The sequence below is a fragment of the Acetobacter thailandicus genome, assembly GCF_011516655.1.
Taxonomy (GTDB): domain Bacteria; phylum Pseudomonadota; class Alphaproteobacteria; order Acetobacterales; family Acetobacteraceae; genus Acetobacter; species Acetobacter thailandicus.
On sequence record NZ_WOSV01000002.1, the window covers coordinates 351614 to 376550 of the forward strand.

Annotated in this window: 30 protein-coding genes; 13 read left to right on the forward strand and 17 right to left on the reverse strand. The window is 50.5% G+C overall.

Annotation, left to right across the window (positions count from 1 at the left end):
- Positions 1-58: 58 nt before the first annotated feature.
- From cobS to GOB58_RS04290, 3 genes are all read right to left on the reverse strand, one after another.
- Positions 59-862, reverse strand: coding sequence for an adenosylcobinamide-GDP ribazoletransferase (gene cobS / locus GOB58_RS04280; protein WP_173559449.1), 804 nt, complete (start codon positions 860-862; stop codon positions 59-61).
- Complete coding sequence (cobT, locus tag GOB58_RS04285; RefSeq protein WP_173559450.1) at positions 859-1902, reverse strand: nicotinate-nucleotide--dimethylbenzimidazole phosphoribosyltransferase; 1044 nt, start codon at positions 1900-1902, stop codon at positions 859-861. Before cobT ends, cobS begins: the two co-directional genes overlap by 4 nt.
- 198 nt (positions 1903-2100) lie before the next feature.
- Entirely contained in the window at positions 2101-3267 is a 1167-nt protein-coding gene (locus GOB58_RS04290) for a threonine-phosphate decarboxylase (protein WP_173559451.1), read from the reverse strand.
- Here GOB58_RS04290 and cbiB point away from each other — a divergent pair.
- From cbiB to GOB58_RS04325, 7 genes are all read left to right on the forward strand, one after another.
- On the forward strand, positions 3266-4255 hold the full coding sequence (cbiB, locus tag GOB58_RS04295) for an adenosylcobinamide-phosphate synthase CbiB (RefSeq protein WP_173559452.1): 990 nt from the start codon (positions 3266-3268) through the stop codon (positions 4253-4255). The genes GOB58_RS04290 and cbiB overlap by 2 nt on opposite strands.
- Entirely contained in the window at positions 4252-4890 is a 639-nt protein-coding gene (gene bluB, locus GOB58_RS04300; protein WP_173559453.1) for a 5,6-dimethylbenzimidazole synthase, read from the forward strand. The genes cbiB and bluB overlap by 4 nt, the downstream gene beginning before the upstream one ends.
- 35 nt (positions 4891-4925) lie before the next feature.
- On the forward strand, positions 4926-5477 hold the full coding sequence (locus GOB58_RS04305) for a flavodoxin family protein (RefSeq protein WP_086555338.1): 552 nt from the start codon (positions 4926-4928) through the stop codon (positions 5475-5477).
- 69 nt (positions 5478-5546) lie between these two features.
- Positions 5547-6011 carry a nuclear transport factor 2 family protein gene (locus GOB58_RS04310; RefSeq protein WP_173559454.1) on the forward strand — a complete coding sequence of 155 codons (465 nt, stop codon included), beginning with the start codon at positions 5547-5549 and terminating at the stop codon, positions 6009-6011.
- An 8-nt stretch (positions 6012-6019) separates the two neighbouring features.
- Positions 6020-6844 (forward strand): MOSC domain-containing protein, encoded by an 825-nt coding sequence (locus GOB58_RS04315; RefSeq protein WP_173559455.1) that lies wholly within the window; start codon positions 6020-6022, stop codon positions 6842-6844.
- An 88-nt stretch (positions 6845-6932) separates the two neighbouring features.
- Positions 6933-8156, forward strand: coding sequence for a GTP-binding protein (locus GOB58_RS04320; RefSeq protein WP_086555335.1), 1224 nt, complete (start codon positions 6933-6935; stop codon positions 8154-8156).
- Entirely contained in the window at positions 8149-8481 is a 333-nt protein-coding gene (locus tag GOB58_RS04325) for a DUF6525 family protein (RefSeq protein WP_173559456.1), read from the forward strand. The genes GOB58_RS04320 and GOB58_RS04325 overlap by 8 nt, the downstream gene beginning before the upstream one ends.
- Before the next feature lie 415 nt (positions 8482-8896).
- Here GOB58_RS04325 and GOB58_RS04335 read toward each other — a convergent pair whose 3' ends face one another.
- From GOB58_RS04335 to gmk, 12 genes are all read right to left on the reverse strand, one after another.
- Positions 8897-9394, reverse strand: a complete 498-nt coding sequence (locus GOB58_RS04335; protein WP_173559457.1) for an endonuclease V — start codon at positions 9392-9394, stop codon at positions 8897-8899.
- 63 nt (positions 9395-9457) lie between these two features.
- On the reverse strand, positions 9458-9970 hold the full coding sequence (locus GOB58_RS04340; RefSeq protein ID WP_173559458.1) for a toxin-antitoxin system YwqK family antitoxin: 513 nt from the start codon (positions 9968-9970) through the stop codon (positions 9458-9460).
- 84 nt (positions 9971-10054) lie between these two features.
- A complete protein-coding gene (locus tag GOB58_RS04345; RefSeq protein WP_173559459.1) occupies positions 10055-10447 on the reverse strand; it encodes a DUF6911 family protein in 393 nt (130 codons plus the stop codon).
- Positions 10448-10828, reverse strand: coding sequence for a cytidine deaminase-like fold-containing protein (locus tag GOB58_RS13395; protein WP_456304152.1), 381 nt, complete (start codon positions 10826-10828; stop codon positions 10448-10450). It lies immediately after the preceding gene.
- Complete coding sequence (locus GOB58_RS04355) at positions 10743-10937, reverse strand: hypothetical protein (RefSeq protein WP_173559461.1); 195 nt, start codon at positions 10935-10937, stop codon at positions 10743-10745. Before GOB58_RS04355 ends, GOB58_RS13395 begins: the two co-directional genes overlap by 86 nt.
- Complete coding sequence (locus GOB58_RS13195) at positions 10934-11068, reverse strand: hypothetical protein (protein WP_265792392.1); 135 nt, start codon at positions 11066-11068, stop codon at positions 10934-10936. Before GOB58_RS13195 ends, GOB58_RS04355 begins: the two co-directional genes overlap by 4 nt.
- A gap of 93 nt (positions 11069-11161) precedes the next feature.
- Complete coding sequence (locus GOB58_RS04360; protein WP_173559462.1) at positions 11162-11374, reverse strand: hypothetical protein; 213 nt, start codon at positions 11372-11374, stop codon at positions 11162-11164.
- 83 nt (positions 11375-11457) lie between these two features.
- A complete protein-coding gene (locus GOB58_RS04365; protein ID WP_086553345.1) occupies positions 11458-12561 on the reverse strand; it encodes a glycosyltransferase family 61 protein in 1104 nt (367 codons plus the stop codon).
- A gap of 43 nt (positions 12562-12604) precedes the next feature.
- Positions 12605-14119 carry a replicative DNA helicase gene (locus GOB58_RS04370; RefSeq protein ID WP_086553346.1) on the reverse strand — a complete coding sequence of 505 codons (1515 nt, stop codon included), beginning with the start codon at positions 14117-14119 and terminating at the stop codon, positions 12605-12607.
- A 2-nt stretch (positions 14120-14121) separates the two neighbouring features.
- Entirely contained in the window at positions 14122-15297 is a 1176-nt protein-coding gene (locus GOB58_RS04375; protein WP_173559463.1) for an AGE family epimerase/isomerase, read from the reverse strand.
- Positions 15294-16727 carry a D-glycero-beta-D-manno-heptose-7-phosphate kinase gene (gene rfaE1 / locus GOB58_RS04380; protein WP_086553348.1) on the reverse strand — a complete coding sequence of 478 codons (1434 nt, stop codon included), beginning with the start codon at positions 16725-16727 and terminating at the stop codon, positions 15294-15296. The genes GOB58_RS04375 and rfaE1 overlap by 4 nt, the downstream gene beginning before the upstream one ends.
- Before the next feature lie 6 nt (positions 16728-16733).
- Positions 16734-17387: a guanylate kinase gene (gmk, locus tag GOB58_RS04385; protein WP_086553349.1), complete on the reverse strand. Its 654-nt coding sequence runs from the start codon at positions 17385-17387 to the stop codon at positions 16734-16736.
- 395 nt (positions 17388-17782) lie between these two features.
- Between gmk and GOB58_RS04390 the strand changes: the two genes are divergently transcribed.
- Positions 17783-19129 (forward strand): purine-cytosine permease family protein, encoded by a 1347-nt coding sequence (locus tag GOB58_RS04390; protein ID WP_242005216.1) that lies wholly within the window; start codon positions 17783-17785, stop codon positions 19127-19129.
- Here GOB58_RS04390 and rlmB read toward each other — a convergent pair.
- On the reverse strand, positions 19063-19893 hold the full coding sequence (rlmB, locus tag GOB58_RS04395; RefSeq protein WP_086553351.1) for a 23S rRNA (guanosine(2251)-2'-O)-methyltransferase RlmB: 831 nt from the start codon (positions 19891-19893) through the stop codon (positions 19063-19065). The genes GOB58_RS04390 and rlmB overlap by 67 nt on opposite strands.
- Positions 19894-20137: 244 nt before the next feature.
- Here rlmB and GOB58_RS04400 point away from each other — a divergent pair, with 244 nt between their 5' ends.
- From GOB58_RS04400 to lptB, 5 genes are all read left to right on the forward strand, one after another.
- Positions 20138-20812, forward strand: a complete 675-nt coding sequence (locus GOB58_RS04400) for a ribonuclease D (protein WP_233127745.1) — start codon at positions 20138-20140, stop codon at positions 20810-20812.
- Positions 20813-20878: 66 nt separating this feature from the next.
- The gene (locus GOB58_RS04405) at positions 20879-21874 is read left to right on the forward strand and encodes a KpsF/GutQ family sugar-phosphate isomerase (protein ID WP_086553352.1); all 996 of its coding nucleotides are present in this window, start codon (positions 20879-20881) and stop codon (positions 21872-21874) included.
- Entirely contained in the window at positions 21871-22599 is a 729-nt protein-coding gene (gene lptC / locus GOB58_RS04410) for an LPS export ABC transporter periplasmic protein LptC (RefSeq protein ID WP_086553353.1), read from the forward strand. The genes GOB58_RS04405 and lptC overlap by 4 nt, the downstream gene beginning before the upstream one ends.
- Positions 22600-22601: 2 nt before the next feature.
- Positions 22602-23609 carry an LptA/OstA family protein gene (locus GOB58_RS04415; protein ID WP_086635858.1) on the forward strand — a complete coding sequence of 336 codons (1008 nt, stop codon included), beginning with the start codon at positions 22602-22604 and terminating at the stop codon, positions 23607-23609.
- A gap of 2 nt (positions 23610-23611) precedes the next feature.
- A complete protein-coding gene (gene lptB / locus GOB58_RS04420; protein ID WP_143216333.1) occupies positions 23612-24430 on the forward strand; it encodes an LPS export ABC transporter ATP-binding protein in 819 nt (272 codons plus the stop codon).
- Between the two features lie 43 nt (positions 24431-24473).
- Here the strand turns inward: lptB and GOB58_RS04425 are convergent, their stop codons facing one another.
- Entirely contained in the window at positions 24474-24746 is a 273-nt protein-coding gene (locus GOB58_RS04425) for a hypothetical protein (protein ID WP_143216334.1), read from the reverse strand.
- Positions 24747-24937 lie beyond the last annotated feature (191 nt).

The window sequence follows — 24937 nt, forward strand, 5'->3', positions numbered from 1 at the left end:
ACAGAGCGTGGTTGCTGACCTGAACTGCCATATAACAGCATCAAAAGCACTGCCTGCATTATTTCGATGCACTTAAAGCTGCCAGCACAAGGCATTCGGTTATCGTCGCTGTCGCCCCCAGCACGTCACCTGTATAACCACCAAAATTTTTATATGCCGTCATGGCCATAATCCCGAGGGAGAAAAATGGCATCAGCAGTGGTAATATCAGAGCAAAAAAAACAGGGGAATAAGCCGCATTCCACCAGTAAACCCAGCAAGCAATACTCATGACACTAAAGGCCTGAGCAAACAGAAAAGGAATAAGCGGCACAGGAGAAAGCAGGCGGGCAAGGCCATTATTACGGGCAGGAGAAAGCACTACAGGCACCCAGATCAGGGTTGCACGGGCGAGTAGCCCTGAACACATTAAAGCCGGAATAAGAGCCGTTGCCGGTAAAACTGAGAGCGCGCCGACTTTTGTCAGCACACTCAGACACAAAGCAAGCACGCCATAACTGCCAATGTGGCTGTCACGCATAATATCAAGCTTGCGCTCACGTGTACGGGCACCGTAACTATCAGCCATATCGGCCAGCCCGTCATCATGAAAGCCACCTGTCAGGGCCACCTGTGCGGCAAGCGTCAAAGTAACTGCTGGCCAGGGTGCAATATGCATAATGGCTTCAAGAAACCACCCCACGATCCCGCCGGCAAGCCCTGTGAAGGCTCCGACAAAAGGCCAGAGCCAGAGTGAGCGTGCCAGTGGCCAGGGGCGTTTATCAGCCCGCTGTGCTCTGGTAAGCAGCCAGAACACAGGCAGCCTTGTAAAAAGACTTAACGCGCAGGCCAGATCCTGACGAAACTGATTCAAAACATTCATCGCCGCTTTGTCACAGAGGCTTCTGAGAAAGTTGCCATTTTTGTGTGACAGGCAACAGCGGCTCTCAGAACAGGAATAGCAAGGGCTGCGCCTGACCCTTCACCCAGACGCATATCAAGCGACAGCAAAGGTGTAAGCCCGACAGCCTCTGCAAGGCGCGCATGCCCGGCTTCGGCTGAACAATGGGCCAGCCATGTATGGGCCAGCCCCTGGGGATTAAGCTTAAACAGCGGGGCAACCGCTGCAGTGCAAACATAACCGTCAAGCAGAACAGGCACTGAGAGATGGCGGGCAGCCAGTGTTGCTCCCATAATAGCTGCCAGCTCATACCCCCCTGCCCGGCGTGCCAGCTCAAGCGGAGAGTTACTTTCTGCCGCGTGCAAGGCACGGGCGGTATCAACAACAGCAGCTTTGCGTTTAACACCGTCATCATCAAGGCCGGTGCCGCGGCCGCTCCATAAAAGACTGTCACCCCCAAATAACAGAGCCGCCAGGGCAGCGGCGGCTGTCGTATTCCCGATACCCATTTCACCAAGGCACACAAGGCTGCTATCGTGAGGCACGCTGTTGTAACCGATATTGACCGCGTGCAAAAACGCCTGTTCTGTCATAGCAGGAGCCAGGGTGAAATCAGCAGTCGGTGTCAGTTCTGCGACAGGAATAACCGAAAGAGCAGCCTGGGAAACCTGCGCAATCTGATTAATCGCAGCACCGCCATGCCTGAAGTTTTGAACCATTTGCGTTGTGACTTCAGCAGACCATGGGGAAACATTTTGAGCGACCACACCATGGTTACCGGCAAAAATCAGAATATTCACTTTACTGAGCTGTGGAAGAGACTTTTTTTGCCAGGTTCCAAGCCATGATGTCAGCTTTTCAAGCTGCCCCAGGCTGCCTGCTGGCTTGGTAAGAGTACCTTCACGACGGGCTATAGCCTCCTGCGCTGACAGGTCGGGTCCGGGCAGCGTAAGGCAGACATCATGCAGGTCTGTCAGGCTGGAGAAAGGCTGAGAAAGAAGCGGCTGTGAGAAAGAGGACATATTATCGTGTTTCAGGCATTCAGCTATGTGTAACGTATCAGGGGCACAATACAGCAAACCCGCCTGTGGGCATAATGGGCCTTACATATTCTGCAGAACTCTGTTCTCAGCCGACACATCTATCGTATTCAGGCCATTACCCGGCGATCATGATTACACAAGCCCAAACATTTCAGTAAAACAAAGACGTTTGGACAATCAGAAAGTGCTGTGATCTGACTGCTCCCACGCCTTCAGTGCATCTGACAAACGCAGCCATGCCGGCTCAGATGCTGGCAGGCCAATGCGCAGACGATCACAAAAACCTGAGAAAATACGTGTCACGATACCAGACTGACACAGATGCTCCCAAAGCCTTAACGCATAAGGTGTTATCACCAGCGTAAAAAGTGCACACTCTCCGACACAGACCAGACCTGCACTGGTCAGCAAAGCAACCAGACGGGCATGATCCTGACGCACGCGTGCAGCAGCATCATGCTTCCATGCCTCATCAGCCAGAGCGACTTTACCAATATGAAGCGCGACAGAACCCACCGGCCAGCTTCCCTGCACGTGGCGTACCTGTGCTGCGACCTCCTCTGATGCCAGTAAAAACCCAAGCCTGACACCAGGTAAACCATAAGTTTTGCCAAATGAACGCAGCACCAGAACAGAAGAAGAAGAAGAAGAAGAAGAAGAAGAAGAAGAAGAAGAAGATGGCAACAGTGCAGCTGCACTCTCTTTTTCAAAATCAGCGAAAGCTTCATCAACTATAAGAAAACTATTATTTTTCTCACAATGCTCAGCCAGAGTGCGTAACCAGCTTAAAGAAACAATCCGCCCATCAGGATTATTGGGATTGCAGACCACACATACCGTGCCCGGTTGTAAGGCTGCCTGCAAACAGGCATCAGGCTCCTGCACGCACTGCACAGTGACACGCCCCTGCTGACGCCAGGCCTGCTCATGCCCTGAATAAGTCGGGCCTGAAATACACACATGCCGGACAGGAAGTACATAAGGCAGTAATGCAATAAGGCTCTGACTCCCGGCACCTGCCACAACCATAGACGCCGAAGGCACACCATAAGCCCACGCAGCACTCTGACACAAAGCCTCTTCTTCATCCTGCTCAGGCAGGCGGGTCAGCTGTGCCACATCAGGAAATGTGCAGGGGTAGGCATACGGGCTGATACCTGTTGAAAGGTCATAATACGGCTCAGGCGCATGAGGAAAATTCTGCATCACAGCACGAGCCTGCCCGCCATGGGCAGGTAAGCGGATACCCCCGGCAGATATAGCCCCGGCTCTGCATTGCGTGATAGAGGGTGTCGTCTCTGCCCCGGGGCGTTCTGCCTCAAACTGTGAGCCTGCTCCACGCATGTTGCTTTTTCCTCTTACTGTCACGCTGCCCGTTGCTGCTCTGGCGGCTGTTACCGAAAGTCTGGCTGGCTACCCCGCCCCCCTGTTTCGCGCCATAGGTCACCCTGTGGTGTGGGCTGGTGCCCTGATAAACAAGCTTGACCAGACCTTCAACCACCCGGAGGAATCAGAAGCCCGGCGCAGGCTGGCAGGCTTTGTCGCTCTGTTTATTCTGCTGACTGTTACACTGGGCATAACCGGGCTGGCTCTTAAAATCGGTGATCATTTTTTATCCCCCTCCCTCATGCTCATTGCACAGGCTATCGCCACAACAACACTGGTGGCGCAGAAATCTCTGTGGACTCATGTGTATGCCGTGTTCAGGGCCCTACAAAATGACGGACTGACGGGTGGCAGGCAGGCTGTAAGCCAGATTGTCGGTCGTGATACTACAGTGCTGGATGAAGCCGGGATTGTCAGGGCTGCTCTGGAAAGTCTGGCTGAAAATTTCTCTGACGGTGTCGTTGCCCCCCTGTTCTGGGCTGCATTATTTGGCTTACCTGGTGCCGTGTTTTATAAAACTGTCAACACAGCTGACAGCATGATAGGCCACCTGACACCACGTTATGCCGCATTTGGCATGGCCTCAGCCAGACTTGATGACCTGATTAACCTGCCAGCCTCACGCCTCGCAGCCCTTTGCATTATACTGGCTGCCCCTCACGGACAGCGCAGAGAAGCGTGGCGGGCAGTATGGCGTGATGCACGCAAACACCGCTCACCCAATGCCGGCTGGCCAGAAGCTGCTATGGCGGGTGCCCTCACCCTGCGTCTGGCCGGGCCGCGCAGCTATAATGGCAAAGAAGTGCCTGACCACTGGATGGGTAACGGCACAGCACAGGCTACAGCATCAGACCTGAAACGAGGGCTCAGCATATATCGCCGTGCCTGTGGCCTGCTGATAATCTTCTTGCTGAGTGCGGCACTTAGCGGCATGATGATGGGATGAGCGACCCAAATTTTTCCGCAGCATTTCGTCAGGATCTGGATAAACTTTTTGAATGGCGGCGTGATGTTCGTCATTTCAGAACAGATCCGGTGCCCGAACATATTCTGGAAGACCTGCTGCACACGGCCTGCCGTGCTCCGTCGGTCGGGCTGAGCGAGCCATGGCGCTTTGTACGCGTTGAAAGCCCGCAGCGCCGCGCTGGTATACGCAATAATTTTGCCCGCAGTAATGCTCTTGCCCTTGATGGCCGCAATGGTGACGACGCACAGCGTTATGCGTCGCTCAAACTTGCCGGGCTTGATGAAGCGCCGCACCATATTGCTGTTTTTTGCGACACAAACCCGGTACAGGGGCGTGGTCTGGGTCGTGCCACCATGCCCGAGACCACAACATGGTCTGCCGTTATGGCAATTTATACCTTCTGGCTAAGTGCCGCAGCTCAGGGGATTGGCCTGGGGTGGGTTTCTATCCTCGACCCGGATGATGCCGCCTCTGTCCTGAGTGTGGAGCCTGACTGGCAGTTTCTGGCCTATCTCTGTGTTGGTTACCCTAAACAACATGCCAGCACCCCTGAGCTTGAACGCCAGGGATGGGAGCAGCGTAACCCGGCCCGCCGCCGGTGGATTTACCGTTAACACTCTTTTCCTCTTTTTAAAAAAGGTAAGACGTTATGAGCAAAATCAGCATTGTTTACCATTCTGGCTACGGGCACACCAAAGTCGTTGCCGACCACATTGCAAAGGGTTCAGGCGGCGCGCTGGTTATCATTGATGCCAATGGTGATATCACTGAGGCAGACTGGGAGACACTCAACAGCTCAGACGCCATTATTATGGGTGCCCCGACTTATATGGGTAATGTTAGCTGGCAGTTTAAAAAATTCGCTGATGCAACGTCGAAAATCTGGTTTACAGGCGGCTGGAAAGATAAAATTTTTGGCGGTTTTACAAACTCAGCCAGCCCCAGTGGTGACAAGCAGGTTTCTCTCATTTATCTGCAAACACTTGCCTCACAGCATGGTGGTATATGGGTCAGTCTGGGCCTGCCTCCCTCTAATACCAAGGCAGCAACCTCTGACGACACAAACAACCTGGGTGGCTCAGTAGGCCTGCTGGTACGTTCGCCCGCTGATGCCAGCGTGGATGAAGTGCATAAAGGCGACCTGCTTACAGCAGAACTCTATGGCAGACGTATTGCTGACATCACATCACGCCTGAAATAATTACCTCTCCTCACTGTTTTCCCGCACCGGCTTCGTGCGGGGAATACACTTACTGACGAGGACAATACGATGACACGCCCTCCCCTTCCTCCCTTTACGGCTGAAACTGCCACACTCAAAGTCAGAGCCGCAGAAGATGCCTGGAACAGCCAGAACCCTCAGCGGGTTGCTCTTGCCTATACACCCGACTCAGTGTGGAGAAACCGTGACCAGTTCATTACAGGGCGTGTCGCAATAGAGGCTTTTCTTACGCATAAATGGAATACTGAGCATGATTACCGGCTGATTAAAGAACTGTGGAGCTTTCATGATAATCGTATAGCCGTACGTTTTGCCTATGAATGGCATGATGAAAGCGGACAATGGTTTCGCTCATACGGCAATGAAAACTGGGAGTTTGATGCAACCGGCCTTATGCAGCGCCGCTTTGCCTCTATTAATGACCTCCATATTACTAAAGCAGACCGTAAAATGCACTGGCAGGGCAACCGCCGCCCTGACGATTACCCCTCCCTCTCAGCCCTCGGCCTGTAACGGCGAATATGACGCTTCAGGTCACAACTCTGAGTATTTATCCGGTTAAGGCCTTACGCGGTCTCGACTGCTCCTCCGTCTCCATACGCTTCTGGGGAGCAGAGGGGGACCGCCGCTGGGTTATTACTCAACCCGACGGCACTTTTATAACGCAGCGCACAGTGCCTGCTCTGGCACGTGTGCAGGCACACCCGACGGCAACAGGACTGGTGCTGACATATGAAGGCTCTGCACCCTGCACTGTTACCTGCCCTGCATCTGACACACCCGTCAAAACAGTACGTGTATGGAAAGACCTTATTAACGCACGGGACGCAGGTGACCTGGCGGCTGACTGGCTCACCCGGCATACACAGACAGCCTGCCGCCTGATGTATATGCACAACCCCGATCAGGCGCGCATACGCACCATTGAACAAAACCCGGTGCCAGTCTCATTTGCCGATGGCTACCCGCTGCTGATTGCAACCGAAGCATCGCTCGATGATCTTAACGCCCGCCTGAAGCAGCCTGTGCCTATGACCCGCTTCAGGCCCAATATCGTCATTGCAGGAGCCGAACCATGGGCTGAAGATTGCTGGCGCAGGCTGCGTATTGGCACAGCCATTTTGCGCATCAGCAAGCCCTGTGCACGCTGTATCGTCACCACAACCGACCAGGAACATGGCGATATACCAGACAAAAAAGAGCCACTTCGCACACTCGCAAAATTTCATCGTACGGCTGAGGGCATCATGTTTGCTCAAAATGCCATTGTCGAGCAGGAAGGCCACATGACCGTCGGTGATATTGCTGATGTACTCGAAGAAGGCCCCTCTAACCTGTTACCCTGAAGATACTGGTCTTTTCCTCTTAAGGGTTGTTATGTTATAACATAACATATAGAGTGAGCAGACCAAAATCCGATGGACCGTGTCTGCTATGCTTAAAAAACTTCCGGTAACAGTGCTCTCAGGCTTTTTGGGAGCGGGCAAAACAACACTGCTCAACCATATCCTCAATAATCGCGAAGGGCGGAAAGTCGCCGTGATTGTGAATGATATGAGCGATGTTAATATTGATGCTGATCTGATACGCAGCGGCAGTGACCTCTCCCGCACAAATGAAACCCTTGTAGAAATGAGCAACGGCTGCATTTGCTGCACTCTGCGTGATGACCTGCTTCAGGAAGTACGCCGGCTGGCAGAGGAAGAGCGCTTTGATTATCTGCTGATTGAATCAACAGGAATTGCAGAACCACTCCCCGTTGCTGCGACTTTTGAATTTCGCGATGAAGCCGGTGAAAGTCTCTCTGATATTGCCCGCCTTGATACGATGGTCACGGTAGTGGATGCCGTAAACCTGCTCCAGGACTATAGCTCGACCGATTTTTTGCGTGACAGAGGTGAAACAGCCGGTGAGGAAGATGACCGTGCTCTGGTTGACCTGCTGGTTGAACAGATAGAATTTGCCGATATTATCGTTCTTAACAAAATATCAGCCGCAACACCTGAGCAACGGCTGACAGCCAGACAAATTATTCAGGCACTGAACGCCGATGCCAGAATTATCGAAACGGACCAGGGCGCAGTTTCATGCGCTGACATTCTCAATACTCAGCTCTTTGACTACGACAAAGCCCACCAGCATCCGCTATGGTATAAAGAGCTCTCAGATTTTGAAAATCATACGCCTGAGACAGAAGAATACGGTATCAGCACATTTGTCTGGCGGGCCCGCCACCCGCTTATACCTGAACGATTTAAAGCTTTCATTGACAGCATATGGCCAGGCGTCATTCGGGCTAAAGGACATTTCTGGCTGGCAACGCGCCCCCAGTGGGTTGGAGAACTGGGGCAGGCAGGTGCTCTTGTGCGCACACAGGCACTGGGACGCTGGTGGGTTACGGTTCCTGAAAGCTACTGGCCTGAAGACGAAGAATCAAAAAATACGATCATTTCAAAATGGGATCCGCTTTACGGCGATCGTCGTCAGGAGATCGTCTTTATCGGCACCGGGGAGATGAACGAGGCAGAAATTACCCGTGCCCTCAACACCTGCCTGGCGCCGCAACCCGCCACAAAGCAATACGACCCCTTACACCTGTCATATTTGCCAGACCCCTTCCCTCTCTGGGGCGTGCAGGAAAGTGCAGAACATGCCTGACATCTTAGCAGATAACGAGCGAACACTACGCCACGAAATGTGGCACCGCTATAATGGCGATGACTGGGCTGCGTTTGATGCCCTGCCTCCGGCTGTTCGGGCGAGAGTGACCCGGCACAGTTATGATGCATGGTCAGTGAATGTGATGATGCTATGGCGACACTACAAGCGTATTTACGGGCGCACTCCACGCGCCGAACGCGCTCTCATTAAATATCTGGATTACTGTGAACGTCTGGAGCGGGAGGCTTTTGCCTCACGTTATAACGAAGCCTACGGAGCAGTGCTGCCACATGATGCCGCCGAGGCAAGCGTGCTCAGATAAAAGAAAGAAAAAACTGCCTCGTCCCATCAGGCTAAAACGTGCTCTTACTTTTATCATGTTACAGGCCAACGAGCTTTCTTTACCTGCCTCAGAATTCATTCTCTGAGATAGAATCTGAAACTTGCTGTGATATGAAGCGCAGCGGTCATATCTGGTCGCAACACGTCGCCGGTCTGTCAGCTTTGCAAATATATTTTCGATCAGATGGCACTTTTTATACAGGTGCTATTTGGTCATTTTTCTATGACAGGATAGTGGGTTGCAACAGAGAGCATGACCGTTCTTATCCTTGAAATTTTAATAAGTATCGACCTCATATTGCCGAAAAAATGCACACAGGCGAACAACCCACTTAGTATAGCCTCCACCTGTGCGCATATAGAGTAAATAATTAATAAATTTTTTTAGAAATTATTTAAATACTCCTTGATATTTTATCAATTTCCTTAAGAAGGAGTGGGATTCTATATTCACCAACCATAGAATTTATATATTTTTTTGCCATTTCAAGAGGAATACCTAAGCATGTAATATAAAGTGGTGAAAGGCTTTGACCACGAAAAATAAAACATTCTTCCGGAGTATCCTTGAATTTACTTTTGGCTACACCGATGACAGGAATGCGTTGATTAAGCTCTTCATACAGATGAGCACCAAGGCCTTTTTTCATATCAGAACCAAGAGTGACATAACCATCTATAATAATAACTTCAATCGGTTCTGAAATTTTATAAATTAACTTTTTAAGGCAAGGCAATTCTCTCTGATAAAAGCTGCCAGGCTCATATGGCAAAACGTCATCACAATCACAATTATAAACTTTACAGAAAGAAGAATCAGTCCATGACTGAAATAACCCTCCAGAAACTTTTGCTTTATTATTAAAATAATAAGCGTCTATACATAAAATCATCAATTCACACGAAAAATTTAATTTTTGAAATAAACATTTTATATAAGTCTGGACATTCTTCTTTTAAAGATTCCTCGAAAGAAATTCCAGAATTATATATTTTTCTATAATATTTTTATTTTTATCATATTCTATTCTTAAAATATTATATCCAAAAGAATAAAATTCTTCTTTTTTTATTAATCCATTTTCGTAAAAATGAATTACTGGACCAATTGCAGTTCCTTTATAAGCAACAGATATTTTTTCTATATTTTTATTTCTATAAAAAACTACCTTTTGTCCATCTATATATCCATTTGCATAACCTTTATATACTTCTATATCATTATTTTCATTATAATCCCAACAATCATATACAATACCATTAACAGGAATTTCTTCTTCCTCATCTGTACGCATTAACTGTAAATCATATTCACCTCCGTATGTAGTATATTCACCTGATAATCCATTTACTTCAGGATTAAACATAAGGTCATTCTTTGTAAGAATTTTTTGCGTTTCAAACCATTCTTTAAAAATCATTTTTTTCCTATAGTTTTGGAAGATAGCCTGATGGGCAGTTAATACCACATAATATTAATTCGCCATGTTGGCACTGAACAAACAATGAAACTGATAATTATCTAAGATTTATATTGTATTTATTAAATATAATTATTCACTGAGTATTTTTTCAGAAATCTTTTTCTCTTTAAAAAAACATTCAAAACAAAAAAGAACCAAACTAAAATCAGGCGTTGCTTGATCGTAGCAATAATAATCACCGTTAAATTCAACTTTTTTATTTTTATTTCCTTTGTTATTTAGAGTTTTTAATAAATATTCACCATCATCACCTATTTCCCCTATAGAGATAAAAAACAAATAAGATTTATCTTCATCTGAAAATGCAGAATATGTCGAAAATCTTCTCTGATTTTCATCATTTTCAAATGAACAACTGAAAGATCCTGTTCTTTCCTTTAGTAGTTCTAATTTATTTAAAATAAATTTAAAATCATTTGTTTTTTCATTTCCTTTTTCTCTTATATTCCAATATATTTTCATTTATTTAATCCTTAATGTTTTCTCTCCTTCATTCCAAGTATAAGTTAAATTTGTTGTTTTTTCAAATATGCTTAAACTTCTTAAATTTATAGCTTTCGCCATTTTTAGTATAGCAGATGTACAATAACTACAAATTTTTTCTCCCTCTACTGTCATCTCCATATCATTTCCTGATGTTAAACCTGCATCATATGCTTGTTGCATAGCACCAATTTCAGCATGTGCATTTGACATATCTTTATTGGGAAGTTCTTTGGTTTCATGCTCCTGGATGATGGCTGACCATGAGCTGTATTCAATTGCGATAAAGAAAACGGACCAGAAACTGTAATTTTTTATCCTGAACTGATGCCGGCAGAAATTTGTCGTGACCACTCGCATCCTGCATTACTCGGGTAAGATCAGCGTTTTTCTCCGTAGCAGATGATGCTGACTCTGCCTGTGGTGTAAACCATTTTAAATTATCTGCGTTATCTGAATCACCGCTCATTTCTCCAGCTCCTGCTGAAGATCACGCCGGGCGGCGTCTCGTGTAGATTTTACCAGACGTTCATCTGGTGTCATATGAGATGTGCTCTCATCTCCATGCATGATATATTTTTTAAACGCCTCATCTTTCATGAAGGCCGTATCTCCAGCGATAACGCTTCGGCAAAACAAGATCAGGCACGGCGTTGTCGTCAGTCCCCATGATGCTCCATGCTGAATTTCTTTCTACACCAGAGTATGCATTTCCATATCTGTCATAGCGACTGTTTTATCGGGCTCTGATTCCCGTAAATAAGTAATAAATCTTCTTGTATTCTGCTCATAACGGACATTTTCAAGCTGTGTCGTTTGTTCTGGTGAGAGGGTCAGAACATTGATGCTTTGATCGACAAAACCAGCTGGCAGATCAAAACTTGCTTCCTGTATATGATAATCCATATTTTTCCTTTTAAATATCTGCTTTCACAGTCTCAATAAATTAACAGGCCCTGAGGCTAAGCTGATAAATAACCCGGTAAATACTAAACAACATATTGTTGCAGCTGCTTTGCCCGCCCGATGACAGCCGGCACATCGAACCCACGCAGAGAGGCCGCAGTATGGTTGTCCCCCTCCACACCTGTTTCAATCAGGTCGCCCCAGTATAACAATCCCATCTGAGTGGTGAGAGCCAGTGTGCAGGGATTTTGATGGTGTGCCGGCACAAGCTCATATACGACTGTACCGGGGTGACACCAGGCAACATTTGCCATAGCAGCACCCAGTGAACCCACGACCATACGTGCCCGCGCAAAAAAACGCATCTGCCCGGCAACGCTTAATGTCTCTGGCCGGATAACCGTAAAACCAGCTTCCCTCATAGCCTCAGCCAGTTCAGCCTCATTTGGCATAGCCCTGTTAGACGCGCTGCCACGCTCAATAAAAATAAACAAATCACGCTCATCCGGCTTACAGCCACCGGCTTCAGCCACCAGGGTGTGATAGGCCCGCGCTGAAAGAGGCGACACCGAAAAATCAGCAAGGCCTCTCACATAATCAGTATAAATAACCTGTTTAAAAGCATACTGATGACCATGATGCGTGGTGGCCTGAGGGGCATTCTCAAAACCATTCATTTTGAGCGTTTCAGCCTGCCATGGCTGCAGGTAAGGTAAAATAAAACCGCCTTTATACTGCGCCTCACGCAGGGCAAAAAAAGTCGGGACAGTATGCCTCACCCAGTGGAAAAAATTAATATCCCAGTGGTCAAAACTGGCAGCCATAACAGGCTCTTTCAGAAATTCTTTTGAAAGATCACCCGGGCGCACTGTCAGCGCTGCCACAGCATCAGGGGGCTGAAGGTAAGATGTCTCTGCAACAGGGTGGCCATTTTTGAGGAACACCATGAGAGAACGATCAAGAACAACTTTTGACAGAATATACTGACGCAGTGTCAGTGCCTTACTCTGCCAGCCATAAAAAACTGAGCGCGAACCGTCGGGCAGCACCCCACCCTCCACCATCAACGCCGGATATGATACTGGCGCCTCAAGCTCCGTCACCCCGGAAGAGGCCTGAGCGAGAGTAAGAGAAGACTGCTCTGACTGCCTTTTTAATTTCGACATTATAAATTTAAAAAATGTCATACCAGTCTTCTTTTTTCGCAATTTAAGTCAGGCTCTTTCCATATCAGTAATGGTGACCATCATCATGAATTTCATCAAGGTTACCAAAACGCGTATATTCACCTTCAAAGAACAGATGCACCGTACCTGTCGGGCCATGCCTCTGCTTTTCAAGAATCAGTTCAGCTTTGTTATGAACCAGGCTCATTTTATGTTGCCAGTCATCAAGTGCCATTGAGTATTTTTCTTTAGAATCAAAAGAAACTTCCTTCGGCATACGCTGCTGAAGATAATATTCATCACGGTAAACAAACATCACGGCATCAGCATCCTGCTCAATCGAGCCTGATTCACGAAGATCTGACAGCATGGGGCGTTTATCTTCACGCGATTCAACCTGACGCGACAGCTGTGAGAGAGCAATAACCGGCACCTCAAGCTCTTTTGCTATCGCTTTCAGCCCCTGTGTAATCATAGAAATTTCGAGCACACGACTTTCAGGCTTTGTCCCGACCGACGGACGCATAAGCTGAAGATAGTCAACAACTATCAGGCTCAGGCCCTTAGTGCGCTTTAGCCGGCGGCAGCGCGTACGCATGGCAGAGAGCGAAATAGCTGGTGTGTCATCAATGACCATAGGCAGGCGAGCCAGCTTCTGGCTAACCCGAACAAAACTATCAAACTCTTTTTGCCTGATATCACCCCGACGCAGACGCTCACCCGAAACCTGAGCCTGCTCTGACAAAATACGGGTTGCAAGCTGCTCAGCTGACATCTCGAGGGAGAAAATAGCAACCGTACCTTTAGGCTTTGCACCTGTTGCCTCAGCTTCCTCAAGCAGGGAGCTCGCGGCAGAGAACGCCATTTTGGTCGCCAGCGCCGTTTTACCCATGGCCGGACGACCAGCGAGAATCAACAGATCAGAAGGATGAAAACCACCGGTTTTTTTATCAAAATCGACCAGACCAGAGGTCAGACCTGTAACATGACCTTCATTCTGAAATGCTTTCTCCGCCGTCACAATAGCATCGGTCAAAGCACGGCCAAACTCAACGAACCCGCCGTCCTGGCCTTTTTCTGTAGCCAGACGGAAAAGAGCCTCCTCACCAGCCGCGATCTGATCCGGGCCGGAAAGAGATGAGCTTTTACCAAATGCTTTGTTAACAACCTCTTCACCGATATCAATCAGCTGCCGGCGAATCCAGGCATCGTAAATGGTGCGCCCGTAGTCTCCAGCATTAATGATGCCAACCATTGATGTCAGCAATTTACCCATATAAGCAATGCCACCAACCGGCTCGAGCACATCAGAGTTCACCAGCTCAGCACGCAGCGTTACCGGGTCTGCCAGCTGACCGCTTTCGATGCGGCGGGCGATGATATCAAACAACCGGCCATTTGCCTGGTTAGCAAAATGCATCCCACTCAAAAAATCAGAAACACGATCATAAGCACGGTTATTTGTCAGCAAAGCACCCAGCAATGCCTGCTCAGCCTCAATATTAGCCGGGGGGTGCCGAAGGGTAAGAGAAAGAGAAGAATCTTCAGTAGCGGTAAGCCCGGTATCTGCCTGTGCCATATTTATTGTGTCACCTCTGAACGAACTTTATTCAGCACATCATATGCCGTTATAATATGATAAAGAGAACTTGCCGGAATGGCCTTTGAAACCGGATAGGCTGCCTCATTCAGCTGATCATGCCATGTGCCAGCCGGACAGTCAGTGAAATATCGTTCAAGCAGGTTTGTAACGATACGGGCTGCCAGCCCGTCAGTATCCTGCGGATCAACCGTAAGGACTGCTCGCAGCGTTTCACCCTGAACCCACAAACGCGATGACGCTTTAAGCACTGAACCATCACGCCCCAGCGCATCACACACCAGGCCTGTCGCCGGATCGGGGCCATAGCGTTTTGCAAACTGATACAGTCTGTCAGCACGTGTTTTTGTGATAACACCTGTCAGGCGCTCATATTCTGACAACAGCCAGACCCACTCAAAATGATGGCCTGGCTCAAGCCAGTTCCCCTCATGCCCGGGCGCGGGAGCCCAGTCTGACGTGAAATATTCACCCAGTGTGCCAGTCGTTTCATCCTGTAAAAACTGACTGAACAAAGCATACAGAGCGTGAGCCTGGGTCAGGTCTGCAATTTCACCGGTTGTTTCATACAAAGCCAGAATGGCCTCAAATAAATGCATGTGCGGGTTTTGCTGGCGTGGCTCATCACCCGCTGGCAGAGTATTAAAAAACCCACCCTGAGGGGTGCTCATATTTTCGCTGATCCAGCGTAATGCCTGACGCGCCAGAGCGAGCGCCTTACCACTTTGATCCAGCCGTTCATACCAGGCCAGAGCAAAGATAACAAAAGCAAGATCATAAAGGTCAGCCGTGGGGTCAAGAAGCTGACCTTCGGGTGTCAGACTGCGGCCCCATTTGCCCTGTTCATTATGGGCTTTGCATAAAAAAGCAAAAATACCGTCGGCCCGGCTACGCCCTTCGGCCTGGCCCTGTAAGGCGGCCCACGAAAATACAAAAAGCTGCCTGGCCTGCACTCTCACTCTTTTAAAAGGTGCCTGTGCTGAAACACCCTCCAGGGTCAGGCTTTCCTGCGCGCCGTACAGTGCAGGGTTCTCTGGTGTGCCATCACACCCTGCTGTCCCCCAGAAAGGCAAAACCTCATCAAAAAGCCAGTTCGTAAAACGCTGGTGCATAATAAGCAGAGGCTCTGTTTTTTTTTCAGAAATATGCTGCATCATACACCTTTGATCCGTCCGATCGTAGCTGTTGTTGAATGCCCTTTGAGCAGATCGACCAGGACCAGACGCCCGCCGCCGGCTATTACCTCACGTGCTCCGACAACCTGCTCAGGTGTATAGTCTGCTCCCTTGACCAGTACATCAGGCTCAAGCGCCTGTATGATCTCCAGCGGGGTATCTTCATCAAAGGCTACAACAGCATCGACATGGCGGATGGCAGAAATAACGCGGGCCCGTGCATCAAGTGTGTTAACCGGCCGCTCATCCCCCTTGAGACGACGAACACTCGCGTCTGTATTTAAAGCGACGACAAGGCGGTCACAGGCAGCACGTGCCTCAGCCAGAAGGTCAACGTGACCCGGGTGAATAATATCAAAGCAGCCATTGGTAAAACCAACACTCAGCCCCCTGCTCTGCCATTTCTGTATCAGCGCATGCGCTGCTGAAGCAGACAGTAAATGTGGCATTTCATCCGGGCCTGACTGTTTCTCCAGCTCCTGAATGACTTCCTGTATATCTGCTGTGGCCGTACCCAGTCTGGCCACAACAACACCCGCTGCGGCATTTGCAACACGCATAGCCTGCTCAAGCGTACTGCCAGAACCTGTGACAACGGCCATGGCTGCAATAACGGTATCGCCCGCACCTGAAACGTCAAAGACTTCACGGGCACGCGTAGGCACAGACAAAACCGGGCCATTATGGCGCACCAGCATCATGCCTTTTTCAGAGCGTGTTGCGAGAATAGCATCTGCCCCGGCCGCAGCCATGACTTTACGGGCGGCGACTTCAGTCTGCTCTTCTGACGCAACAGGCAGGGCTGAAGCCGCAGCCAGTTCTTTTGCATTCGGTGTGATGCAGGTTGCCCCGCGATACAGACGGTAGTCAGGTGATTTCGGGTCAACAAACACCGGCACCTTACGCGCATGCGCCAGAGTAAAAACCTGCTGCAGCACCTGCGGGGAACACACGCCCTTACCGTAATCTGACACCACAACAGCCTGCACCTGGTCTATCCATTGTGCAATGGCAGCATTCAGCGCTTCAGCCTCTTCCTCCTGCAGCGGCAGAGCACTCTCTTCATCAGCACGCACAACCTGCTGGTTAGCCGCAATAAAGCGTGTTTTACAAATAGTAGGGCGACAGGTGCTCTCAACCGTTGCATCAACAACATTAGCACGACCGGCAAGGCTGTTACGCAACAATGCGCCTGCCTCATCGCGTCCGGCCAGCCCGATAAGAATAGCACGGGCACCAAGTGCTGTAACATTGCTGGCCACGTTACCCGCACCACCTGGCATTTCTCTTTTATTTTTCAGCAGCAACACCGGAACCGGTGCTTCAGGTGAGATCCGCTCCATACCACCGTATAAAAAACGGTCGAGCATAACATCACCAACGCAAAGCACTGAAACAGAAGAGAAATCCATAACCTATCAGACTCCAAACGTAGCCACAAAGTCTGCCAGACCCGTCTGACGACGCATGCGCAGACGACCAGCTGTCAGAACAGAGCGCGCCTCAAAAATCGCGCGGTCAAGGTCTTTATTAACGATAACATGGTCAAACTCAGACCAGTGTGAAATTTCATCCTGTGCAGCCGCCATACGACGGGCAATTTCATCAGGGTGGTCTGAAGCCCGGTTATCCAGACGTCTGCGGAGTTCTTCCAGAGAGGGGGGAAGAACAAACAGGCTGACCACATCATCCGGTAACGCCGTGCGAATTTGCTGGTGCCCCTGCCAGTCGATATCAAACACCATGTCATATCCGGCAGAAAGAGCCTCTTCTACCGGCGCACGCGGGGTGCCATAGCCACGCCCGAACACAGTTGCCCATTCGAGCAGCTCACCCGCTGCTGCCATAGTTTCAAACTGCTCCATAGAACGGAAGTGATAATGCACACCTTCTTTCTCACCCGGGCGCGGGGCGCGGGTAGTAACAGAAACAGAGTGACGCAGCTGAGGTTCTGAGGCACGCAATGCATTTGCGATTGTTGATTTTCCGGCACCTGAGGGCGCTGAAATAACGAAACAAAGACCACGACGCTTCATTTCTGTCCCTGCATTCGTCATTCTGTTCTGAACCATAATCCGCAAAACCCCTTAACTAAATCTGTCTGCGCAGGCACGATACAACAGTCACTGCACGAAACACAGGGGAGATAAGCAGAATACTCATTCTGTCACTAAAGGCAGATATATGATGAGAGTAAAAAACCTCAGAGCGGAGGTGATATACTGGTTGCAGACCCTGCTGGTGTTATTTCTGCACCCGGAACGAAGAGGCTGGGATTACTCTTATCTCGTGCGTCATTTTTATTGTGATATTATGGTGTTATATATCGGGCCACAGGCATACAGCGCTGACCGCTTACAGAGACACATCCCCTGCGCGGCAATAAAAATGATAATTGCACGCTGACAGTTTCCTTAAAGCGAGGCAGTTTGTGCCCTCCAGAACAGACGGAGAAACAGAAGATATTATGACACAGCCCCTCCCTTCTCCGCACGCTTATCTGATGGAAGATTTATCAGCTGCCTCAGTACGCGAACCCGTGCCCGCCGCCCTTAAAACAATGCCGACTGACCGCGTGTTCTGGAGCCATTTCTCACCCAACCTTGGCCCGGGCGGATGGGTAACAGGCGCACTGCTGATCAGCATGGGACTGGATTTTTATACCGGTGTTCTGGCCATTATCGTGGGAAATATTATCGGCGCCCTGCCTGTAGCCTTTGCCGCCTCTATCGGACCAGAGACCGGACTCACCCAGATGGAGGCCTCACGACGGGCCCTTGGTCGCCTGGGGGTAAGACCTCCTGCTTTTCTAAACTGGATTTATTGTGTCGGGTGGGATGCCGTAAACAATGTACCCGCTGCCACAGCATTGATTGCTCTGCTCCTGGCGTGCGGCCTCTCAGCTCCCTTCTGGCTGGCACTCGGTCTGCTGGCCGCAGTGCAGATGATGGCTTCAGTTTACGGACATCATGTCGTTCAGCTTTTACAAAAATATCTCGGTGCTCTGCTGCTTGTCACTTTTCTGGTTATCGGAGGGGTGCAGATCAGCCACAGCACAGCACACCTCACAGCCATGCACCCTGTCAGCTGGCAGACTTTTTTGCTGGCCACCGGCATTCTGGTCAGCTTCAACCTGTCATGGGCCTCATACTCATCAGACTACACACGCTACCTGCCAGCCAGCACCAGCCCGGCTAAAATTATCGGCCTCGCACTAACGGGGCTGCTCGGGTCTGCCATTCCATTCCAGATTCTTGGATTGCTGACTGCAAGCAGCATCGCTGAGCCATCGCCAACTGCTGTTATTGCCTCATTTCAGCATGCGATGGGGCCCGTTGGCATTGTGGCGCTGGCAGCCATTGCACTCTCATCCATCACCGGCAACTCTTTTAACGATAATACGGCAAGCTACAGCCTCATCTCAGCCGGCCTGCATGTACCCCGCATTGCCGCTGCTGTTCTGACAGCCTCTCTGGGCTATGTTCTGGCTGTTGCGGGGGCCGGACAGTACGCCAGCCTATATACTGACTATCTGCTTGTCACGATGTACTGGATCGCCCCATGGATCGGCATTGTGCTGGCCGACTGGTATTTTGGAGACCGCACCCCAAAACCCGTGCCCCCTGGCTGGACCAGAGGGGCTACGATTTTTACCGTAACATCAGTGCTTACTATCGGGCTTTTTTCGACCAGCACAATTTATACCGGCCCCGTTGCGCGCTGGCTGGGCGGGGCAGATATTGGCTATTATATTGGCTTCTTTGTCGCAGCGTTATGGTACGCACTTGGTGCACGCTCACGCACCAGTTCATAAAGGCCAACAGCTGCTGCCACTGATACATTCAGGCTTTCCATATCGCCGGGCATATACAGCCCGGCAATCTCATCACAGCTCTCTCTGACCAGGCGGCGCAGACCTTTACCTTCGGCCCCCAGGACCAGAGCCACGCGACGACCTGTCAGAGATGCACCTTCAAGCAGCCCTCCGCCGGCATCAAGCCCGATGGTCCAGAAATTTGCTTTCTGCAATGCTTCAATCGCACGCGAAATATTCACCTCACGCACTACCGGCACAACCTCAAGAGCTCCGGAGGCAGCCTTAGCCAGCACGGCTGTTTCCTCCGGGGCATTCCTGTCCTGAACCACAAGACAGGCTGCACCAAATGCTGCAGCAGAGCGCAAAATAGCCCCGACATTACGCGGATCAGTCACCTGGTCGAGCACAAGAACCGGGCCAGGCCGTTCAACAGCTTCAGCCAGAGAAAGATCAGGCAGTGTTTTAACGAGAGCAGCCACACCCTGATGCACAGCATCGGGGCCGAGCAGCTCATCTAACACTGAGCGCGCAACCAGTTCAGGCTCAGGGCGGTGTTTAACATCAGCTCCCTGTAAAATCGCGCTTTCCTGGTCAGTCAGCAATAAACGCTGAAAGACCCTGCGTGGATTGCACAACGCCGCAGAAACAGCATGTGTACCAAACAGCCAGACACACCCCGCAGGAGCGCTCCCCCCCTCTCTTGCAGAAGAATGTGCCGGTTTTGCACGACGTGACGGGCGGGCGGGACGAGTATTGCGCATCAGAACCTGTGTCTCTTTGTCATTATGCTCTGGCAGATGACAAAATAAATACCAGAAGGGAACCTGTTCTTAGCAGAAACATTATAATCCCGAAATGCTGCACCTGACACGCTCCCTGCCTTCAGCACCTGACAAAAGAGCCCGGATGCCATTAAATCGCCGTTATAAGAGTGTAGCTGACACAAGAATTGGACAATTCCATCTCCCGGCTGTATCGCTTGCCGTCCTGACAGAAAAAAAAATTATGGAGCGGGTCATGAACACCTCCCAGGCCCTGTCTCAGGGCGCTATTACTCTCCACCGTAATGATCTTCCTGATGATCTGACCTTTACGCACTCAATTGCCGTTGATACCGAGACAATGGGACTTAACCCCCACCGTGACCGGCTCTGCCTTGTACAGATTTCATCAGGTGATGGCACAGCACATCTGGTGCAGCTCATTCCCGAATCTCTTGGTGGCACAGGCTATAACTGCCCCAACCTGAAAAAGCTGATGGCAAACCCTGACATCACCAAAATTATGCATTTTGCACGGTTTGACGTCGCTATTCTTCAGCATGCTCTGGGCATCAGAGTCAGCCCGGTTGTCTGCACCAAAATTGCAGCGCGCCTGGTACGCACCTTTACAGACCGTCATGGCCTTGCCGCCCTGTGTCGTGATATGCTGGGGGTCGAGCTGAGCAAACAGCAGCAGACATCTGACTGGGGCAAAACCGAACTCAGCCCTGAACAGATGACCTACGCAGCCTCTGACGTGCTGCACCTCCATGCGTTATGGGCGAAAATGGAAGAACTGCTCCGGCGCGAAAACCGCACCGAACTGGCACAGGCCTGCTTTGATTTTCTGCCGGCACGTGCTCAGCTTGATATCCTGGGTTACGAAACACCAGATATTTTCTCGCACCGTTCTTCCTGAGCCAGGTATCATCCCGGCATTCCACGCACTATATAGCAACCTGTAACAGCCAGAGGGCAAACTGACTTGCATCTCAAAACTTTTCACGCTCTGACAGCCAGCGCCATTGATGTCGTTCGTACAGAACAGGCCGGCCTGAAAGCGCTTGAAGAAGCTTTACAGGACTGCTCTGGCCTTGGCTCTGCGTTTACAGATGCCGTCACGCTGATAAGCGGGCTGACCGGGCGCCTGGTCGTAAGTGGCATTGGAAAATCAGGACATATTGCACGTAAAATACAGGCTACTCTGTCATCAACCGGTACCCCGGCCCTGTTTGTACACCCGGCAGAAGCCTCTCATGGTGATCTGGGGATGATCCGTCCCGGGGATGCTGTTCTTGCTTTTTCCAACTCGGGAGAGACAACCGAGCTGGGCGATATTGCGGCACACACTCGCAGCAACAACCTGCCACTGCTGGCGGTAACAAGTCAGCCTGATTCAACCCTTGCCTGTGCTGCTGATATTGCTTTAATTATGCCTGCAATGAAAGAGGCATGTCCGATGGGCCTTGCTCCGACAACCAGCACCACAATACAACTTGCCTTTGGCGATGCGCTGGCTGTTGCTCTTCTGCAAAAGCGCGGCTTTACAGCCAGTGACTTTAGCTCATACCACCCTGGCGGGCGACTGGGCATGAGGTTACGCACTGTACGCGACCTGATGCGCACAGGTGATATGATGCCGCTGGGGCATCCTGACACGTCTATGCGTGATATTATTATGGAAATGACGCGCAAGGCGCTGGGCTGCATTGGCATAACAGACGAAAACGAGACCCTGGTCGGGTTGATTACCGACGGAGACCTTCGTCGTGCGCTTGATCTTGACCTTGCCGTGACACAGGCAAAGGATGTGATGAACACAACCCCCCTGACAATTTCTCCTGATATCTTTGTGTCAGAAGCAGTAAGCCTCATGAACACCCGATCTCGTCCGGTCACTTCTCTTTTTGTGCTGGATGACCATAAAAAACCACTTGGCGTCGTTCATATGCACGACTTACTCAAGGCAGGTGGCCGATGACAAAACCCGTTACCCCACACCGGAGCGACTTTGCCCGTTCGGAAGAGACAACACGGCAGCAGCGCAACCAGCTTGCCTCGAACCTGAAGCGCCACAAAGCCCCGAATGAAGCTCTGCTGGCACGGCGCCGCACATTGCTGCGATGGGCTAAGTGGGTGCTGCCAGGCACAGCCCTGCTCCTGCTTGTCTCGATTGCTGTATGGCCTGAAGTTGACCGCCTCATTCATGCTGGCAGTGCATCTCTGCGTGACCTGACAAAAATACACGTCGAAAACGGCAGCCTCGTTGGCGCCACCTACCGCAGCGTTGATGAACATAACCGCCCCTTTATGATTACCGCCCAGAGCGTGCATCAGATTGACCAGGAAAGAATGGATCTGGTCAGCCCGGTTGCTGATATTATAAACCAGGGGAATAACTGGATTATTGTCAGTTCAAGAAAGGGGGTTTACATGCAACATGCTAACCTGCTTGATCTGACAGGAGAAGTAACCCTGTATCGTAATGATGGTCTCATGATTCGCAGCCCGGTCGCTGATATTAATTTAAAACAAGGCGTTATTGCCTCTGATATGTGGGTCAGGGCTGAAGGGCCGTTTGGCGTTCTGGATGCGAAGGGCTTTGTGCTGTCTCAGCATGACGGAATTGCACAGTTTCGCGGCCCCGGGCGTATCATTCTCAACGATGACCACAAAACGGACACCCCGGAAGGGAAATCCTCCTGACCATGCGCCTGCCGGTTTTTTCTGCCATAACTTTGCTGCGCCCTCTGTGCGCCGCATTTGTCATCCCGGTTTGTGTGGGAGCAGTCCTGCCTCATACAAATGCCCGGGCACAGGCCATTGATCTCTCTCACGGCGGGCAGATTACTGTCACCGCAGTCGGAGGGTTTGACTGGGACCAGAACCAGAAAAAAATTACTGCCTATAAAGACGCCCGGGCCGTACGGGGCGACGCAACAGTCACCGCAGATAAGCTTATCGCTTATTACCGGAAAAAAAGCGGCACAGATGACGCTAAAACGGGTGCAGCTCCGCTACAGACCGCGCCTCAGAAAACAGCAGCGCCTCCGGCTGATGCTTCAGCCGGCCCGATGGATTCCTCAGGCTCAAACGAGATTTATCGTCTTGAAGCCATTGGTCACGTGCATATCTTTACACAGACCGATCAGGCATGGGGTGACAAAGCCGTTTATGACATGGACAAAGCCGTCCTGGTCATGACGGGAAAAAATATGAAAATGGTGACCCCGCAGGATCTCCTGACTGCCAGAGATTCAATGGAATATTACTCACAGGATCACATCTCCATCGGGCGGGGAAATGCAACTGTGACAACAAATGACCACAGGCAGATCAAAGCCGATGTTCTGGTCGGCTACAGCGCACCGGCTGATGAGCAGACAAAAGACCAGGATAAAGCCACAAAAGCTCAGAAAAGTCAGGGCGGACTGGCCGATGGCTCAGGCAAACTGAAGAAAGTTGACGCCTTTGGTCATGTATGGGTCAGAACACCGACTGAAGTCGTAACAGGCGAGCGCGGTGTTTATGTTCCTGACACCGGCATTGCCCGCATTGTAGGCAATGTTCATATCACCCGCGGCGCTAACCAGATTCAGGGTGCTGCGGCCATTATTAATCTGCATACAGGCATTGCCACTATGACCGAACAGCCCGGCAACCGGGTCAACGGTGTTGTCGTGCCAAACAGCAAAGACAGCACAGACAGGAAATAAGGATGACACAGGCACAAAGCCCATGGACATCACCCGAAGCCCCCGACGATAGTTTCCTCGGCTCTGAGTTCGTGTCTGACAACCCGCTTCACGTCCCTGGCCATGGGCTGTTTGCTCACGGCATCGGAAAGTCTTATAAAAAGCGCGAAGTTGTTAAAAACGTCTCGATAGAAGTGCACCGCGGAGAAGCTGTTGGGCTTCTTGGTCCAAACGGCGCAGGTAAAACCACCAGCTTTTATATGATTGTTGGTCTGGTACAGCCAGATACCGGTTCTATTACACTTGATGGCGCGAATATTACCCAGCTGCCTATGTATCGCAGAGCACGCCTTGGCATTGGCTACCTCCCGCAGGAAGCCAGTATTTTCCGTGGCCTCAATGTTGAACAAAACATTATGGCGGCCCTGGAAGTCGTGGAGCACGACCCTGACAAACGGCAAATGATGCTGGATGGTCTGCTGGGTGAATTTGGTATTTCACACCTGCGCCGCTCCCCTTCTCTTGCGCTGTCAGGTGGTGAACGCCGGCGACTGGAGATTGCGCGTGCCCTTGCAAGCCAGCCCAATTATATCCTGCTCGATGAGCCGCTGGCTGGTATTGACCCTATTGCGGTCGGTGAGATCCGTGATCTGGTTTCACACCTGAAAGACCGTGGTATTGGCGTGCTGATTACCGATCATAACGTGCGTGAAACGCTGGAAGTTATTGACCGCGCCTATATTATGCACAGCGGACAGGTGCTCATGCAGGGTGTCCCTCATGAGATTGTCGCCAATGAGGATGTACGACGCGTTTACCTCGGGGAGAGCTTCTCGCTCTGACCTCTTCCCCTTTTTCTGTGCACTTCTGACAAAAGCAATACTGTCAGCGTGCCAGAGAAGGAACCGGCAGATGAATATCAGGTGGCGCGACCATAACGACAGGTGGCGCTGGTGGTGCCGCAGGTACTTTTACAACATGTGAAACGACCTTTGCGGGGATGATAACACGCTCCATCCGAACCGGTGGTTTTTTATGTGTAAAACTCCATACAAAAGCCCCGTAGCCAGCAACCAGCACACACAGAACAACAACCTTAACACGCCAGCTACGACGCATTTTTGGCATATCAGCAGGCGGGTTAGACAGTAACAGCATAGCACTCACATACAAAATCGAAGAGGCACTTATCTCTATGCTGTGTGACTAAACCTGACAACCTCTTCTTTCACGCGACAGACTATTAATACTCTGCGCTCATAATTTATCAGAAATGTCATAAAAATATAGACAGACGCCGGCAACCATGGCCAAATCATAGCTACGGGTGTTGCAGACTCCCTGCTCTG

Bases quoted from the DNA above. Each gene is read 5' to 3' on its own strand.
- cobS (WP_173559449.1), bottom strand. From the start codon at position 862: ATGAATGTTTTGAATCAGTTTCGTCAGGATCTGGCCTGCGCGTTAAGT.
- cobT (WP_173559450.1), bottom strand. From the start codon at position 1,902: ATGTCCTCTTTCTCACAGCCGCTTCTTTCTCAGCCTTTCTCCAGCCTG.
- cbiB (WP_173559452.1), top strand. From the start codon at position 3,266: ATGTTGCTTTTTCCTCTTACTGTCACGCTGCCCGTTGCTGCTCTGGCG.
- GOB58_RS04290 (WP_173559451.1), bottom strand. From the start codon at position 3,267: ATGCGTGGAGCAGGCTCACAGTTTGAGGCAGAACGCCCCGGGGCAGAG.
- bluB (WP_173559453.1), top strand. From the start codon at position 4,252: ATGAGCGACCCAAATTTTTCCGCAGCATTTCGTCAGGATCTGGATAAA.
- GOB58_RS04305 (WP_086555338.1), top strand. From the start codon at position 4,926: ATGAGCAAAATCAGCATTGTTTACCATTCTGGCTACGGGCACACCAAA.
- GOB58_RS04310 (WP_173559454.1), top strand. From the start codon at position 5,547: ATGACACGCCCTCCCCTTCCTCCCTTTACGGCTGAAACTGCCACACTC.
- GOB58_RS04315 (WP_173559455.1), top strand. From the start codon at position 6,020: ATGACGCTTCAGGTCACAACTCTGAGTATTTATCCGGTTAAGGCCTTA.
- GOB58_RS04320 (WP_086555335.1), top strand. From the start codon at position 6,933: ATGCTTAAAAAACTTCCGGTAACAGTGCTCTCAGGCTTTTTGGGAGCG.
- GOB58_RS04325 (WP_173559456.1), top strand. From the start codon at position 8,149: ATGCCTGACATCTTAGCAGATAACGAGCGAACACTACGCCACGAAATG.
- GOB58_RS04335 (WP_173559457.1), bottom strand. From the start codon at position 9,394: ATGATTTTATGTATAGACGCTTATTATTTTAATAATAAAGCAAAAGTT.
- GOB58_RS04345 (WP_173559459.1), bottom strand. From the start codon at position 10,447: ATGAAAATATATTGGAATATAAGAGAAAAAGGAAATGAAAAAACAAAT.
- GOB58_RS13395 (WP_456304152.1), bottom strand. From the start codon at position 10,828: ATGCGAGTGGTCACGACAAATTTCTGCCGGCATCAGTTCAGGATAAAA.
- GOB58_RS04355 (WP_173559461.1), bottom strand. From the start codon at position 10,937: ATGAGCGGTGATTCAGATAACGCAGATAATTTAAAATGGTTTACACCA.
- GOB58_RS13195 (WP_265792392.1), bottom strand. From the start codon at position 11,068: ATGAAAGATGAGGCGTTTAAAAAATATATCATGCATGGAGATGAGAGC.
- GOB58_RS04360 (WP_173559462.1), bottom strand. From the start codon at position 11,374: ATGGATTATCATATACAGGAAGCAAGTTTTGATCTGCCAGCTGGTTTT.
- GOB58_RS04365 (WP_086553345.1), bottom strand. From the start codon at position 12,561: ATGACATTTTTTAAATTTATAATGTCGAAATTAAAAAGGCAGTCAGAG.
- GOB58_RS04370 (WP_086553346.1), bottom strand. From the start codon at position 14,119: ATGGCACAGGCAGATACCGGGCTTACCGCTACTGAAGATTCTTCTCTT.
- GOB58_RS04375 (WP_173559463.1), bottom strand. From the start codon at position 15,297: ATGATGCAGCATATTTCTGAAAAAAAAACAGAGCCTCTGCTTATTATG.
- rfaE1 (WP_086553348.1), bottom strand. From the start codon at position 16,727: ATGGATTTCTCTTCTGTTTCAGTGCTTTGCGTTGGTGATGTTATGCTC.
- gmk (WP_086553349.1), bottom strand. From the start codon at position 17,387: ATGGTTCAGAACAGAATGACGAATGCAGGGACAGAAATGAAGCGTCGT.
- GOB58_RS04390 (WP_242005216.1), top strand. From the start codon at position 17,783: ATGACACAGCCCCTCCCTTCTCCGCACGCTTATCTGATGGAAGATTTA.
- rlmB (WP_086553351.1), bottom strand. From the start codon at position 19,893: ATGCGCAATACTCGTCCCGCCCGCCCGTCACGTCGTGCAAAACCGGCA.
- GOB58_RS04400 (WP_233127745.1), top strand. From the start codon at position 20,138: ATGGAGCGGGTCATGAACACCTCCCAGGCCCTGTCTCAGGGCGCTATT.
- lptC (WP_086553353.1), top strand. From the start codon at position 21,871: ATGACAAAACCCGTTACCCCACACCGGAGCGACTTTGCCCGTTCGGAA.
- GOB58_RS04415 (WP_086635858.1), top strand. From the start codon at position 22,602: ATGCGCCTGCCGGTTTTTTCTGCCATAACTTTGCTGCGCCCTCTGTGC.
- lptB (WP_143216333.1), top strand. From the start codon at position 23,612: ATGACACAGGCACAAAGCCCATGGACATCACCCGAAGCCCCCGACGAT.
- GOB58_RS04425 (WP_143216334.1), bottom strand. From the start codon at position 24,746: ATGCTGTTACTGTCTAACCCGCCTGCTGATATGCCAAAAATGCGTCGT.